Below are 13,255 nucleotides of genomic sequence, written 5' to 3'. Positions count from 1 at the left end.
ATAATGGTTTTATAAACCATGCTTTTTCTATTTATTAAATGTAATGGATGCAAAAGAAAATATGGGGACTGATCGTCCTGCAATGGATTGTTTTTTTGATGGGGAATGCTACCCCCTTAACTGGAAAAGAAGAAATACCCGGGGGCTCCCTCCGGGGACTGGTTGTGGATGTTTCAACGGGACTGCCGTTGCCCGAGGCCACCATCTCGTTGCCCGACCTGAAAATAGATGTTGTTGCCGGCCGGGATGGTGCCTACGCTGTTCGGTCTTTGCCCAATGGCCGGTTTGTGATTACGGTATCTTATGTGGGGTACCGGTCTTTTGTAGGCGCTGTGGTTATTAACGGGGCTACCATACAGGATTTCAGGCTCGCCGTTGCCGTAGTTGAGAACGAGGCAGTAGTGGTTACCGGGGTATCCTCCTCTACCCAGCTAAAACACGCGCCTACACATATCTCTGTCTTATCACAAAAGGAGCTGCAGCAATCTTCCGGAACCGGTTTGCTGGATGCGGTGGCCAAAGTGCCTGGCGTATCCATTATTACCACGGGGCCTGCTATTGCCAAACCCTCTATCCGCGGGCTCGGCTATAACCGGGTAGTTACTTTAAATGATGGGGTACGTCAGGAGGGGCAGCAGTGGGGCGATGAACATGGAGTGGAGCTGGATGAATACAGCGCACAAAAGATCGAAGTGTTACGGGGACCGGCGTCGCTGATGTATGGAAGCGATGCCATTGGAGGAGTATTGAATATTCTGACAAATATCCCCGTACCGGAGAATACCATCAGGGGCCGTCTTTCCGGGAGCCTTAACAGTAATAACAATATGCAGGGAGGGTATGCCAACATTGCCGGGAATGTGCACGGGTTTAACTGGAATGCCTACGGAAGTCTTAAAAGTGCCGGTGACTATAAAAACCGTTATGACGGGGATGTGCTGAACAGCCGCTTTAATGAAAAGAATTTTGGCGGTTACCTGGGGCTGAACCGGTCCTGGGGATATTCGCATTTGATCCTGTCAAGCTTTGATCAGCACGTTGGTATGGTTGAAGGAGAGCGGGATGCGGAAGGCCGGCTGGTCCTGGAGGGATATGAACCGGGTGATCAACTGCTGACAGGAAAAACTCCCCTGATACCCAATCAGCGGGTACAACATTTTAAAGCGGCTTTAGACAATGGTGTTTCCCTGGATAACGGAGGCCGGATCACCTTCCTGGCGGGATTTCAGCGAAACCAGCGCAGGGAGTTCGGGGATGTTGAAGCACCTTCGGTCCCGGAAGCCTATTTTGACCTGAAGACGATTAATTATAGCGCGGCGTATCATTTACCACAGATCAACGGCTGGAAAACTTCCCTGGGCCTGAACGGGATGAGCCAGCAAAACAGGAACGGGGCCGAAGAAGCGCTGATCCCGGACTATCGCTTATCGGACATGGGTATATATGGGTATGCTTCCAAAACATTTAGCAACACTACCCTGAGCGGGGGACTGCGGTTTGATAACCGCAGCATCAGTGGTAAGCAGACCTTTGAGGAGGGTACAGAAAAATTTCAGCCGTTTACAAAGAAGCTGTCCAGTTTTTCGGGCAGCGTTGGGCTGGCGCATGATTTTAACGCCAACATCACACTGAAAGCAAATGCCAGCAAGGGGTTCCGGGCTCCCAACATGGCAGAACTGGCAGCCAATGGTGTTCATGAAGGTACTTTCCGTTATGAGATCGGCAATGCGGATCTTAAGAGCGAAGATGCCTATGCATTTGATCTTGGGCTGGATGTGAATACGCAGCATGTTTCGCTGAATGTATCGCCGTATATCAATCATATCAATAATTATATCTATTATCAGAAACTGCTGACGGGCTCCGGAAACGATTCCCTGATCGGGGACGTGGCGGCATACCGGTTTACCCAGCAAAGTGCAAACCTGCTGGGGGTGGAGGCAACCCTGGATATTCACCCGCACCCGCTGGACTGGCTGCATTTTGAAAATGCCTTCAGCTGGACAAAAGGAACGTTTACAAAAGCAGTAGACGGCTCAGACAACCTTCCTTTGATTGCTCCGCTGCGCCTGTTAACGGTGCTGAGGGCTGAGTTCCCAACGCAGCTGAAGGCCTTCAGGAATTTTTATGCAAAGGTCGAAATGGATAATGTTGCGGCACAGCAGCATTTCTTTTCGGGGTATAATACAGAAACGGCAACATCCGGCTACACCCTGTTCAATGCCGGGCTGGGCAGCGATATTTACCTGGGCGGTGTGAAACGGGCGGCTGTGATCTTAGCCGTTAGTAACATCGGGGATGTAGCCTACCAGCAGCACCTGAGCCGGCTGAAGTATGCACCGGAGAATCCCGTAACCGGGCGTGCCGGTGTGTTTAACATGGGGCGGAATTTTACAGCAAAACTGATCCTGCCTTTTAGCTGGAACGTTAAATAGCAGATCTGTAGTTATATTTGTTGCCGGAAATACTTAACCCGCAATTAATAATGAAGAAACAGCTTTTACTTTTAACCATTTTTGCTGTTACGGTTATAACGGCAAACGCCCAGGATCTCAAAACTTTTCGGGCCTATGATCCGGCTGCCGATGCGCAGGAAGGGATCCGGAGCGCTGTGTCCCGGGCAAAAAAAGAAAACAAGCATGTACTGGTGCAGATAGGAGGGAACTGGTGTATCTGGTGCGCGCGGTTCGATCAGTTTACAAAAACGGATACCGTTGCCGATTCTCTTTTGAAAAGATCCTATATCGTATATCATCTTAATTACAGCAAGGAGAACAAAAACCTGCCCGTACTGGCATCCTATAGCTTTCCCCAGCGTTTTGGCTTCCCGGTATTCCTGGTCCTGGATAAAAACGGGAAACTGCTGCATACCCAAAACTCGGGATACCTGGAGGAAGGCAAGGGGTATAGTAAAGAAAAGGTATCTGATTTTTTGATGAACTGGACACCCGGGGCGCTGGATCCCGGGAAGTATAAAGAATAAATCCCGGTTATAAATTCCGTTTCATGCAGCCCGATACATTTTTTAAGATCTTAAAACATCCTGTAAAATTCAGGATGTTTTTATTGTCCAGGCTACCACTTGCGCTGGCTGCCGGATTGCGGGTCTGTGCAGCAGATCCAAAGGCGTGTACGGTATCCGTACCTTACCGGTGGATGACCAGGAACCCGTTCCGGTCTACTTATTTTGCCGCTCTGGCAATGGCGGCAGAGCTGAGCACCGGTGTGCTGGCTATGGCAGCTACCCTGGAGCACCCGGTTAAGATAGCCCTGCTGGTGGTAAAGCTGGAGTCGGAGTATTTTAAGAAAGCAACAGGGAACACTGTATTTACCTGTACGGACGGAGAAGCGCTTCGCAATACTGTTCAGCGGGCTGTTGATGAAGACCTGCCGCAGCAGTTCACGGCAACTTCCCGTGGCGTTAATGAACAGGGTGTGCCGGTAGCTGTGTTCCGCATTACCTGGTCGTTCAGGGCAAAGAGCTGAAGGGGCCCCGTGTTTTATACCTGATGAAACCGTGGCGGTTTGAGAGAAGCCAATTTATTTTTCACCGGTAGCCCGCGTTCTCGGACCATACGTTTCACTTCTTGCAGATCCAGGGCTTGGGATGAATTGTTGAAAGGTCGTTTAAAGTGAACGATAGCAGGCGACGGACCGCTGATCCCTAAAAGCCCAAAAATGAATTAAAATGATGCACATTATCAATTCTTTCTTTATCTTGTTTAGGTAATACAGATCTTATCCAAAAAATAAAGTAAAACGATATGAAGATTGCCTTTCATGGTGCCGCACAAACCGTAACCGGCTCAAAACACCTGATCACCCTGAAGAACGGGAAAAAAATATTACTGGATTGCGGTATGTACCAGGGCATGGGCGACCGTACTGATTCCCTGAACCGGGATTTTGGGTTCATCAGCAGTGAGGTAGATGTTATGATCCTTTCCCATGCGCATATCGATCATTCAGGGCTGATCCCGAAGCTGGTGAAGGAAGGGTTTGGTGGAAAGATATTCTGCTCTCCTGCAACAAAGGATCTTACCAATATATTACTGATGGATAGCGCAGAGATACAGGAAAGTGATATGCGCTTTTTGGAGAAAAAAAGGCAGGGGGCTCCGTCGGAACTATTGCGCCCCCTGTACACGGTTGAGGATGCAAAAAGAGCGATGGGGTTGTTTGAAGCAAGGGAATATAACCTTTGGTTTGATGTGCTGGATGGAGTAAGGGTCATGTTCACCGATGCCGGTCATATTATTGGAAGCCAGTGTGTGCATCTGCAGATCAAAGAAGATAATAAAGAAACACGGATCACTTTCAGCGGAGACCTGGGCCGGTACCGGGATGTGATCCTCCGGTCGCCGGAAGTATTTCCACAGGCAGATTATATCATTATGGAGTCTACCTACGGTAACAGTCTGCATGAGGATATTAAAGATACACCGCAGATGCTGCTGGAGTGGATCAACAAGGTTTGCGTGGAGCGGAAAGGAAAGCTCATTTTTCCTGCGTTCAGCGTGGGCCGCACGCAGGAGCTCCTTTACGCGCTCAACCAGCTTGAAGCGCAAAACCTGCTTCCGAAGATCCCGTTCTATGTAGACAGCCCGCTGAGTATTGAAGCAACGGATGTTGTGAAACGGTTCCCTCTTTACTTTAACCGGCAGATTCAAAACGTGTTAAAGAATGATGACGATCCCTTTAGCTTCCCGGGTCTTGGGTATGTCAAATCGGTGGATGAATCCAAATCCCTGAACTTTAAAAATGGCCCCATGGTCATTATTTCTGCCAGTGGTATGGCAGATGCCGGAAGGGTGAAGCATCATATCAGTAATAATATTGAGAACTCACGCAATGCCATTGTAATGACCGGGTACTGTGAGCCGCATTCGCTGGGAGGCAGGCTGCTGGCGGGCGTAAAGGAAGTGGGCATCTTTGGTGTGGAACACCAGGTGAATGCCGAAATTGGTCAGATCCGGAGCATGAGCGCCCATGGCGATTATGAAGATATGAGCCAGTGGCTGGCCTGCCAGGATCCCAATGCTGTTAAGCAGTTATTTCTTGTACATGGGGAGCCGGATGTGCAGGTAGCGTTTAAGCAGCGCCTGGTAAAAAAAGGATTTGTAGATGTGCTGATCCCTGAACGGCATTTTGAGATAGGGCTTGGGTAATTAATTTGAAAATATGCTGATGAAACTGCTGGGCGGCGCCCAGCGTTTTAAGCATGGCAAAGAAGCCAAATTGGCGACATCGCTTAGAGAGAGGAGACTATCTATTTAAAGCATACTTCAGGTTATCAAACAGCCGTTCAATTAACCTGCGGTCACGGGTAATAATTTCGGCTGTCCCTTTTGCTTCATGTCTGAAAGCAATAGGTTTGCCATAGTTGGTCCTAAGCCCGTTGGGAAACGTTACGGTTACCAGGTAGATTTCTACATCGCCCTGCGCCGTTCGTTCCGTTTGTGTGGTCAAAGAAATGGTATTCACTTTTCCGGTGATAGAACCATATTCGTTATAAGGGAAGTCGTCTAACTTGATGATCACTTCCTGTCCTACGGTTACTTTCCCGGCACCAACAGCCGGTAGCAGTACCTGCCCATAAGGAGTCTCCGCTTCAGGAACGATGGTGAATACCGGCTCCTGTGCTTGTACAAACTGATCATCTGTCCAAAATTTCAAAAATTGTACTCTTCCTTTAAAGGGTGCTTTAAACAGGTATTTTTGTTCCCAAAGGGCAATATTATCCATTAAATCATTAAAAGAAGCTAATAATGTAATTTCTACCTCCTTGCGCTTTTCACTCTTCTGAACGTCAATTTCTGTAATCTTGCTGATCGTTTGTTGGGCTTGTTTTGCGGCTTCTATCTGTCCGCTGTGGGCAATGGAAAGCTGGCCCCGGCTATTCAGGTAGTCCATTTTCGATTTATCAAGGGAAGCCTCAGAGCTCGCACGCAATTCAAATAATTGTGAATCTCTTTTAAGGAATTTCTCTGCATATTGCAGATTGTCCCTATTAATCCCGATTCTTTCGATACTGTTTTTTTCCTCATTTACCTGGTGCTGATAGAGGTTTTGAAGACTGGCGATTTGCTTGTCGTATAACCGGTCATTTTTAAAATTGGCCATTTGATGCATGCTACTCAAAAAAGTATAATACTTAGAAGTCAGTTCCCCCAAGGCAACCTGAGATGGCAATTTAGATAAGATGTTGGTATTCCCTTTATTGTTTGGGTTATATGTGTCCAGGATTTCTTTTATCATCCTCAGCGTATCATACGAAGTCGCATTTTTTATATAAGCAACAACCTCTTCACTTTGCACCGGGGTTTGGGAGTTCCGGATATTCAATTTTATTTTTCCGGAAGCATTGGCCACTAATTTTACAGGGGCGATTGACGTATTTACCGTTACCTGCCCTTTTACGATATCCGGGTAGCGGATGATAAAACCAAAAAGTACCAGGAGCAGGAAAATAAAGATCACGATCAAACTGATACGCAAGCCAAATTTTGCAGGCATACGTTCAATAATGTCTCTTACTTCTTCGGTGCGTTCTGTACCAAGGTATTTTTCGGCCGTATCATCTTTCGTATTATTCTCTAATGGTTCCATTCTCTGTTTGGTTTTTTATGCTTTCGGGCAATGGTGGAGTTCCGCTTTCCTTTCCATTGATTGCTGCCACGGGAGCTTCTGTCATTACGGTACTGCTCAGATCTAATTGTGATTGAACCAGCTGGTAATATCTTCCTTTTTTCTGCATCAGGCTATCGTGGTTTCCGACTTCCACGATGTGCCCATCCTGCATCACAACAATCTGATCCGCCTTACGGATGGTGCTTAGGCGATGAGCGACAACCACTACTGTTTTATTTTTAAAAACATTGTCCAGGGCCGCCACAATCTTCTGCTCATTGAGGGTGTCAAGGGAATTGGTGGCTTCATCAAAAAACAGGTAATCCGGGTCCTTATATAAAGCCCGGGCAATCAGTATCCGCTGTTTTTGCCCACCGCTTAGTCCGCGCCCCTGTTCTCCCATTTTTGTTTGATATCCCAGGGGAAGCCGTTCAATTTCGGCAGCTATATTAGCGGTATCTAACGCCTTTTTTAATTTTTTATAGTCCACCTTTTCATCATCCAGTACAATATTATTCAGAATGGTGTCATTAAATATTTTTCCATCCTGCATTACCGCGCCGCACTTGTCTCTCCACTGCTTCAGGCTAATATTATTGATGTTCATATTACCGATCAGGATTTCGCCAAAAGAGGGTTTGTACAGGCGTAATACCAGTTTGAGCAGGGTCGATTTTCCACTGCCGCTATCCCCTACAACGGCGGTCACCTTTCCCTCCGGGATGATGAGGTATATATTTTTTAAAACGGCCGGCGCCGTTGGTGTATATTGAAAAGAAAGATTTCTGATGATCAGCGTTTTGCTTTCCGGCAGGTCGATGGGATTGGTACCCACATCTTCATGCTCATCCTTTAGCTGGTGTATTTCATTGAGCCGCAAAAAGCTGATTTTTGCAAACTGGTAGGAGAGCAGGAATTGGATCAGCTGTACCACCGGTCCGTTCAGCATACCAATCATGAACTGGGTGGAGATCATTACGCCAAAAGTCATTTCTCCCTTTATAACGGCTACGGCGCAATAAAACGTAATGGACAGGTTTTTAATGTTGTCGATAAACTGGGCGCCCAGGTTTTGGATATTATTGATGTTGAGGGAACGTACATTTACTTTATACAGCCTTGCCTGTATACCTTCCCATTTCCAGCGCTTGGGTTTTTCGTAGTTATTGATCTTTATATCCTGGATGCTTCCAATAGTCTCTACCCAATAGCTCTGGTTTTTGGATACCAGCTCAAAATATTCCCAGTCCAGTTTTTTGCGCAGCCGCATAAAACCCAATACCCAAGCCACATACAGCGTACTTCCCCCTAAAAAAATATAAAAGATGGTTGTATTGTAAAATAAAAGAATAGCGCCAAACACCAAAAAAGTGAGCGTGGAAAAGATCATGTTGATGGAGTTGTTCATAATAAATGAACGGATGCGTTCATGGTCCTGTGCCCGCTGCAGGATGTCGCCCGTCATCTTATTTTCAAAAAAGGTAATGGGCAGCAGCATCAGCTTTATCAGGTAATCCGAGATGAGCGCAATATTCACCCGGGCGGTTACATGCAGCAGGATCCAGTCTCTTGCCATATTGCTCAATAGGATACTCACATAAATAGCAATATTGGCGACAAGTACAATAGTGATAAAATCCACATCATGGGTTTGGATGCCTACATCGATGACGGCCTTGGAAATAAAGGGTAAAAGTCCCTGTAAGGCGGTTACCACCAGCATTACCACAAACAGGTTGATAAAGCTCTTTTTGTAGGGCCGGAAATAACCGAGGAAATTTTCAAAAGTTTTTTTACGTTCAATACGCTCTTCTCCCTGGCGCTGGTAAAAATCGGCCTGTGGCTCAATGGCCATCAGTATTCCTTTGTCTTTCTCCGCTTTTTTGATCCATTTGGCGACGAATTCTTCTTTTCGGTAGCGGATATAACCTTTGGCAGGGTCAGCTACATAAATGCTGCCGGTACGTGGGTTTGTCTTATAAACAACTATAAAATGGCTATTATTCCAATGCACAATCACCGGTAGCGGTATTTTTATAATTAGCTCATCCATCGCACACTTTAGCGACAGGCTGCGCAGCCCAATGCTTTCTGCGGCATGACTTAAATCCAGAAATGAAACGCCTTCCTTTGTGATGCCGCATTTGTCCCGCAGGTGCTGCAGGCTGTAGTATTTTCCATAATATTTGGCAATCATTTTTAAGCAGGCCGGGCCGCAGTCCATCATATCAAGCTGGCGATCGCATGGGAAGCTATAGGATTTCATTTTTATGGAAGTAGCTTTGATTGTGAAGCAAATATTGGGTAAATTGTATAGGAAGAATTATGGGTGTATTTGTTTAACGAAAATTTAACTATTTTATTTTGATGTCTTTATTTTTTTTTTTACGAAATTCGTGAGATACAAAACTTAAAAACTTATTTATGAGAAATGACCTTATCTTAAAGCATCCTCCAGCAAAAAACAGGCAAAAGAGAAAACTAAAACTGGCATTTGAAGAATTGGAAAGGGAGATGGCTGCTATTGGCAGACATGAACAATTAATGTATAAAGGAGGAGGTTCTGGCTCTTCAGGTTTTGATTCTTCTGGCTTCACAATAGAGGGATTTGTGTATTATATGCAGCAGAATGGATTTGTGGTTACCCAGGATAGTAACGGCAATTATTATTCTGAAGGCTACCTGGTGATGGATCCGGTAGTGGTGTATGCCAGCTATGGAGGCAGTGGTTGGAACGGAAGTTCGGGCTCTGGCTATTATTACTACGGGGATAGTGGCTACAATTCGGGAACAGGAGGAGATGGTGGTGGCTGGAGTTATTTCGGCGCTGTATATACGTCGTATTTTCAGACTTATGGGCCAACACCAACTAATAATTGGGCACAAGTTCAATATAGTATGAATTTCGATTTACCGGCGAACACTGCCGTTTCAAGCGACCCAAGTGACTTGCCAAGTGGTTTTCACCTGACAAACGGAACAATTTATAAAGATGGTGGTGATGGGGCATCTATTTATGGAATAACTCAACAGCTTTCCGATGGTTCCATAAGAATTTTCATTGCGCCAAGTGTTGCAACCAGTGCAGATTCGGTGTGGGCAATGGGTATTATAGTACATGAGTCAGTTCACGCATGGAATTTCTACGAATATGGTGATGTGTATACTGATAAAAATCAACTTTGGCAAGACTCTGAATATAGAGCCTATGAAGCTGAGGCGCAGTATTATGAGCAGCATAACAGATTAGGACTTGCGGCGGAGGCATTAAATGCTAGGGACGAGGCAGTAGATAATGGTGCAAATTCCAATTCAAATTTGGAAGATGATCCCCATTGGAAACCTTAGTGATTGAGTTTTATAGTCTGCTAAGCATTTTTGATAAGGAATCAACCAGATTTTTAGATTTTGGGATGATTTTAAAAGGTTAAACATCATGCATTATTTTTATTTAGCACCGTTTCTTTTTTTTCTTACTACAGCATCTGTTGCACAAAATAATTCTGTAGTTGGACAAATAAATCTTATTAATATACATGGATTGAGAGCACCGGATTCGATTGTTACTTTGGGTGTTACATTAAAAAATACCTCCAGTCGTGATATATATATCCCATATACCTCACATACGATGCTTTCAAAGCAAAAAGGGATGTTAATCCTCTATAAGGATGGTAAATATTACGATCGCTTAAATGACTATATTTTTTCAGGAAAAAGTTTGAGTTTTGTTCCCCCAAGTAAGGATACGAATGTTGTTATACAATCGCTTCATGGTTATCCGACTGTCGAGCGTTATAATTCAAAAAATTTAAGCCGGTTTTTGAACTATATTTTTGATTCTATTAGTTTAATAAATTATGATAAAAATGCAAAAGCATCAATAGCGTCTCATTACATTTATTCAAACCCGGATTTTTCAGAACCAGTACCAAAATCCCGCTTGACAGCATACATAAATAATGAATGCCTTTTTTTACAGGCAGGGGAGACTCATTCAAATTATTTCGTTGTGTTTTTAAATACAAATAAATTAAAACCAGGAGATTATGAGATTAGATATGAGCCATATCTACATGTGCCTTCAAAGAACTCGAAAGACGGGCTGGCGGCATTTAGCAATTTAGAAATGATCCTTCAATATAAACAGTATATTCCTCAAAGAATAGACTGTGCTCCATTTTTTTTAAAGATTGTTAAAAGCAAACCTGAAATTAATGGATCTCCAAAGTTAGCAATCGAATCTGCTTTTATTGATGAATAATAACCTTTTCGGAGTGAGAAGGTCTGTTCTAAATGTGGAATGCTTTGCAGAAAACCACTCTGGCATGGCTTAAATCCAGAAAGGAAACGCCTTCCTTTGTGATGCCGTATTTGTCCCGCAGGTGCTGCAGACTGTAGTATTTTCCATAATATTTGGCAATCATTTTTAAGCAGGCCGGGCCGCAGTCCATCATATCAAGCTGGCGATCGCATGGGAAGCTATGGGATTTCATTTTTATGGAAGTAGCTTTGATTGTGAAGCAAATATTGGGTAAATTGTATAGGAAGAATTATGGGTGTATTTGTTTAACGAAAATTTAACTATTTTATTTTGATATCTTTATTTTTTTTTTTACGAAATTCGTGAGATACAAAACTTAAAAACTTATTTATGAGAAATAACCTTATCTTAAAGCATCCTTCAGCAAAAAACAGGCAAAAGAGAAAACTAAAACTGGCATTTGAAGAATTGGAAAGGGAGATGGCTGCTATTGGCAGACATGAACAATTAATGTATAAAGGAGGAGGTTCTGGCTCTTCAGGTTTTGATTCTTCTGGCTTCACAATAGAGGGATTTGTGGATTATATGCGGCAGAATGGATTTGTGGTTACCCAGGATAGTAACGGCAATTATTATTCTGAAGGCTACCTGGTGATGGATCCGGTAATGGTGTATGCCAGCTATGGAGGCAGTGGTTGGAACGGAAGTTCGGGCTCTGGCTATTATTACTACGGGGATAGTGGCTACAATTCAGGAACAGGAGGAGATGGTGGTGGCGGAGGCTATTTTAGCGCTTTATATACTTCGTATTTTCAAACCTATGGGCCACAGCCAGTGCCAACTCCTGAAGCTGGTCGTGGGCCCTGGACTAGGGATAGTGATGGTAATATTGTTGCAATTCCAAGTGATACTTATATTATTTATGAAAAGTACGATATCAGTTTATATATGCAGCAAGTTACATTGACTACAACAGGTGGAGATGTGATAGCCTATAAGGTTTTGAGCGCCTCTGATCTAAATGGGAACGTGTTGCCGCTTGACGAAAAATATATGGCCAACTGCTATGGATCGGCTTTTGCTGATGGAGACTATTGGTTTATTGACAATGAGGCTACACAATTTGACGAGTTTACGGGGTTTACGACTATGCTCTCGTCTTATTACGAGAGTACGACAAACTTAACGGAGGCATCCTTGGCGATAGTATATGTGGGTAGCCAGTTTTCTCATGCGGGGCAATATAACCCGACAACTGGCGCATTCCACGGAAAAGGGGGGGGTAAGAGAAACAAGGGATTGGGCCAATGAGTATGAGTTTCGAAGAGGTTATGAGACCGACCCTGAGAAACAAGGTGATTATGAACAAGGAACAATTGTATATTATAAGAGACGATAGAAGGGGGGGGTAATGTTTTCAAACTATTATAATATTCTTGCTTATGAATGGTAACCCGTCCGTAAAAAAAACGACTTTGATTGTTGCACTATTTGCATTATTTAATCTAAACGGAGTATACGCACAGAGTATAAGTAGTTCAGCCGTAAATAGTTTAAGCGAATACCGTTTGATAACTGTTCCGGATACAGCTAACAATGCGTTTTTCAGAACTCACCCTATGATAGAAAAGCTGGTCGTAAGCTTTTCGGATGAAAGACCATACGGGATATTTGTACTATTTAAAGATGATAAAGCGAGGCGACTTAGAGAATACTATAAATCGGATCATGAAGTGGATTCCGTTATTTTTAAAAAATTATATAGCAGTTTTAAGTGTCCCCAACAGGTCGTAAGACGAAGGAACGATGATGATCTCTGCAACCAATGTGTAATAGCCACTGCAACGGTATATATGGATTCTGTACGTTGTAGCTTTGCTCCTTCTTCAACTGTGGAGGAGGATAGAAGCAGCCGGCAACGAAGAGTATTAGCAACTGTTCCGGAATACGCAGGGGATATGAGTAAAGTTGCAGAAAAAATTCGCCCATATGCCAATCAGGTATTAAAGCCAGCTGATTCAATTATTGTATTTCGTGGCATTGTTATGCAAGATGGCGTATTAAGGAATCTGGAGCTGATTGTGGGCCGGAAGTCCGTTTATTCAGATAAAGTTCAAAAAGTATTTGAACAACAGGTTCATGGTTGGTCTCCTGCGAAGCTTATAGAAAGTAATGCTACCTATGAATCTTACATTAAAATTTATATTCGCATAAACAATGATGGAACGGTTTCAATTTTAACATCTCCGCGTACAATGGTCAATATAACAGGCAGGTAAACTATAGCTGGTATAAATCCTTGAATATTGCAACGAGGCCCCCAAAAAAATTGGTGAGTGTGAAATTAAAAGACACGCATAG

Annotated in this window: 11 protein-coding genes; 8 read left to right on the top strand and 3 right to left on the bottom strand. The window is 44.0% G+C overall.

What is annotated here, in order from left to right; translation table 11 throughout:
• Positions 1 to 47 precede the first annotated feature (47 nt).
• The 4 genes from BLS44_RS16400 (at position 48) to BLS44_RS16385 (ending at position 5,168) form a co-directional block, all read left to right on the top strand.
• On the top strand, positions 48 to 2,435 hold the full coding sequence (locus BLS44_RS16400; protein WP_090391306.1) for a TonB-dependent receptor: 2,388 nt from the start codon (positions 48 to 50) through the stop codon (positions 2,433 to 2,435).
• Between the two features lie 50 nt (positions 2,436 to 2,485).
• Positions 2,486 to 2,983 (top strand): thioredoxin family protein, encoded by a 498-nt coding sequence (locus BLS44_RS16395; RefSeq protein ID WP_090391305.1) that lies wholly within the window; start codon positions 2,486 to 2,488, stop codon positions 2,981 to 2,983.
• 23 nt (positions 2,984 to 3,006) lie between these two features.
• Complete coding sequence (locus tag BLS44_RS16390) at positions 3,007 to 3,486, top strand: DUF4442 domain-containing protein (RefSeq protein ID WP_090391304.1); 480 nt, start codon at positions 3,007 to 3,009, stop codon at positions 3,484 to 3,486.
• Positions 3,487 to 3,764: 278 nt separating this feature from the next.
• On the top strand, positions 3,765 to 5,168 hold the full coding sequence (locus BLS44_RS16385; RefSeq protein ID WP_090391303.1) for an MBL fold metallo-hydrolase RNA specificity domain-containing protein: 1,404 nt from the start codon (positions 3,765 to 3,767) through the stop codon (positions 5,166 to 5,168).
• 97 nt (positions 5,169 to 5,265) lie between these two features.
• On the opposite strand, the gene BLS44_RS16380 is transcribed toward BLS44_RS16385, so the two are convergent.
• Complete coding sequence (locus tag BLS44_RS16380) at positions 5,266 to 6,609, bottom strand: beta-barrel domain-containing protein (RefSeq protein ID WP_090391302.1); 1,344 nt, start codon at positions 6,607 to 6,609, stop codon at positions 5,266 to 5,268.
• The gene (locus BLS44_RS16375; RefSeq protein ID WP_090391301.1) at positions 6,590 to 8,896 is read right to left on the bottom strand and encodes a peptidase domain-containing ABC transporter; all 2,307 of its coding nucleotides are present in this window, start codon (positions 8,894 to 8,896) and stop codon (positions 6,590 to 6,592) included. The genes BLS44_RS16380 and BLS44_RS16375 overlap by 20 nt, the downstream gene beginning before the upstream one ends.
• Positions 8,897 to 9,054: 158 nt before the next feature.
• On the opposite strand from BLS44_RS16375, the gene BLS44_RS16370 reads away from it, so the two are divergent.
• Positions 9,055 to 9,978: a hypothetical protein gene (locus BLS44_RS16370; protein ID WP_090391300.1), complete on the top strand. Its 924-nt coding sequence runs from the start codon at positions 9,055 to 9,057 to the stop codon at positions 9,976 to 9,978.
• An 88-nt stretch (positions 9,979 to 10,066) separates the two neighbouring features.
• Positions 10,067 to 10,894: a hypothetical protein gene (locus BLS44_RS16365; RefSeq protein WP_090391299.1), complete on the top strand. Its 828-nt coding sequence runs from the start codon at positions 10,067 to 10,069 to the stop codon at positions 10,892 to 10,894.
• Between the two features lie 28 nt (positions 10,895 to 10,922).
• On the opposite strand, the gene BLS44_RS16360 is transcribed toward BLS44_RS16365, so the two are convergent.
• Entirely contained in the window at positions 10,923 to 11,126 is a 204-nt protein-coding gene (locus tag BLS44_RS16360) for a cysteine peptidase family C39 domain-containing protein (RefSeq protein ID WP_090391298.1), read from the bottom strand.
• 158 nt (positions 11,127 to 11,284) lie between these two features.
• Here BLS44_RS16360 and BLS44_RS16355 point away from each other — a divergent pair, with 158 nt between their 5' ends.
• A complete protein-coding gene (locus tag BLS44_RS16355; protein ID WP_090391297.1) occupies positions 11,285 to 12,205 on the top strand; it encodes a hypothetical protein in 921 nt (306 codons plus the stop codon).
• Between the two features lie 131 nt (positions 12,206 to 12,336).
• Entirely contained in the window at positions 12,337 to 13,173 is an 837-nt protein-coding gene (locus tag BLS44_RS16350) for a hypothetical protein (RefSeq protein WP_090391296.1), read from the top strand.
• The last annotated feature ends 82 nt before the right edge of the window (positions 13,174 to 13,255 follow it).

It is taken from the genome of Niabella drilacis (assembly GCF_900101395.1).
Lineage (GTDB): Bacteria > Bacteroidota > Bacteroidia > Chitinophagales > Chitinophagaceae > Niabella > Niabella drilacis.
The sequence above is the reverse complement of the archived record's forward strand: the minus strand, read 5'-3'. Positions and strand labels throughout refer to the sequence as shown.

What these genes read in the sequence shown, in the direction of transcription:
- BLS44_RS16400 (WP_090391306.1), top strand. Translation starts at nt 48, where the DNA reads ATGCAAAAGAAAATATGGGGACTGATCGTCCTGCAATGGATTGTTTTT.
- BLS44_RS16395 (WP_090391305.1), top strand. Translation starts at nt 2,486, where the DNA reads ATGAAGAAACAGCTTTTACTTTTAACCATTTTTGCTGTTACGGTTATA.
- BLS44_RS16390 (WP_090391304.1), top strand. Translation starts at nt 3,007, where the DNA reads ATGCAGCCCGATACATTTTTTAAGATCTTAAAACATCCTGTAAAATTC.
- BLS44_RS16385 (WP_090391303.1), top strand. Translation starts at nt 3,765, where the DNA reads ATGAAGATTGCCTTTCATGGTGCCGCACAAACCGTAACCGGCTCAAAA.
- BLS44_RS16380 (WP_090391302.1), bottom strand. Translation starts at nt 6,609, where the DNA reads ATGGAACCATTAGAGAATAATACGAAAGATGATACGGCCGAAAAATAC.
- BLS44_RS16375 (WP_090391301.1), bottom strand. Translation starts at nt 8,896, where the DNA reads ATGAAATCCTATAGCTTCCCATGCGATCGCCAGCTTGATATGATGGAC.
- BLS44_RS16370 (WP_090391300.1), top strand. Translation starts at nt 9,055, where the DNA reads ATGAGAAATGACCTTATCTTAAAGCATCCTCCAGCAAAAAACAGGCAA.
- BLS44_RS16365 (WP_090391299.1), top strand. Translation starts at nt 10,067, where the DNA reads ATGCATTATTTTTATTTAGCACCGTTTCTTTTTTTTCTTACTACAGCA.
- BLS44_RS16360 (WP_090391298.1), bottom strand. Translation starts at nt 11,126, where the DNA reads ATGAAATCCCATAGCTTCCCATGCGATCGCCAGCTTGATATGATGGAC.
- BLS44_RS16355 (WP_090391297.1), top strand. Translation starts at nt 11,285, where the DNA reads ATGAGAAATAACCTTATCTTAAAGCATCCTTCAGCAAAAAACAGGCAA.
- BLS44_RS16350 (WP_090391296.1), top strand. Translation starts at nt 12,337, where the DNA reads ATGAATGGTAACCCGTCCGTAAAAAAAACGACTTTGATTGTTGCACTA.